This is a genomic window from Streptomyces sioyaensis (assembly GCF_004122735.1).
Lineage (GTDB): Bacteria > Actinomycetota > Actinomycetes > Streptomycetales > Streptomycetaceae > Streptomyces > Streptomyces sioyaensis.
In genome coordinates this window covers 1-1,348 of sequence record NZ_SDIF01000276.1, presented here as the reverse complement: position 1 = coordinate 1,348, position 1,348 = coordinate 1, and the positions used below count along the sequence as shown (strand labels likewise).

The window sequence follows — 1,348 nt, the reverse complement described above, 5'->3', positions numbered from 1 at the left end:
AGGGGTACGGGGCCGGGATCCGGGGCCGGGTGCAGGGCGGCCGGGCGATCGTCACGCGGAACGGGCAGCGGGGTGGTGGGCGGACGCACACGGTTTTCCGGACCCACGTAGGTTTTCTGTTATCAGGGTGCGCCCACCGGGTCACCTGAGTGCGGGGGCCATGGGTACGCACGGATGAACAGGAACGAAAAGGCGTGAAGCAGGACAACGGGACGGCGGCCGTCGAGGCCGCCCAGGCCGGGGACGAACAGGCCCGGGAGCAGCTGGTCGCCGCGCACCTGCCGCTGATCTACAACGTCGTGGGGCGGGCGTTGGACGGCCATGCGGACGTGGACGACGTGGTGCAGGAGACCATGCTGCGCGTCCTGGAGTCGCTGACGGATCTGAGGGAGCCGGCGTCGTTCCGTTCCTGGCTGGTGGCGATCGCCATGAACCAGGTCCGCCGCCGGTGGACCAGCGCCCAGAAGGCACCCGTCGTCGGCCTCGACCAGGCGCCGGAACGGGCCGACCGCTCCGCCGACTTCGTGGACCTGACGATTCTGCAACTGGGACTGTCCGGCCAGCGCCGCGAAGTGGCCGCGGCCACCCGGTGGCTGGACGAGGCGGACCGTTCGCTGCTCTCCCTGTGGTGGCTGGAGGCCGCCGGAGAGATCACCAGACCGGAGCTGGTCGCCGCCGTCGGGATCGACTCACGTCATGCGGCCGTCCGTGTGCAGCGCATGAAACAGCAGCTGGAGGCCGGACGCGTGGTGGTCCGCGCCCTCGCGGCGGATCCCCCCTGCCCCGACCTCGCCCAGCTGACGGCCACCTGGGACAACGAACCCTGCGCCCTGTGGCGCAAGCGCATAGCCCGCCATGCCCGCCAGTGCGCCGCCTGCTCCGGCCACTGGAGGGACCTGCTGCCCGCCGAGGGCCTGCTGGCCGGTCTCGCGATGCTGCCACTGCCCGCCCATCTCACCCCGCCCGCGGCCCTGTCGGCCCCCACCGCCGCGACGACGCAGGCGACCGCGGCGCCCGCGCACCATGGGTCCGGTGGCGGCGTGCCTCACGGGTCCCACGGGGCCGGTGGCGATGGCGTGCACCACGGGTCCGGAGGCGGCGGGGCGCACCACCACGGGTCCGGTGGCGGTGGCGCGCACTCTTCGGCCACGCGGCCGCCGGGCCTGCGCCGGGTGAGCAAGGGCACGGCCGTCACGGGCACCGCCACCCTCACCGCGGCCGTCCTCGCCGCCGTGTGGTGGTCCGGCGGTACGCCCCAGGACGCACGGAAGGACAAGCCGAAGGCGCAACGGACCGTGGCCGCCCACAGCCCGTCCCCGAGCCCCACGCCCACGCCCACCCCCACGCC

Annotated in this window: 1 protein-coding gene; it reads left to right on the top strand. The window is 74.0% G+C overall.

Translation table 11 applies throughout. From position 1 onward, the window contains the following. Positions 1-194: 194 nt before the first annotated feature. Positions 195-1,348, top strand: a 1,154-nt coding sequence (locus tag EST54_RS33840) for an RNA polymerase sigma factor (RefSeq protein ID WP_135796925.1), incomplete at its 3' end; no start/stop codon positions are given.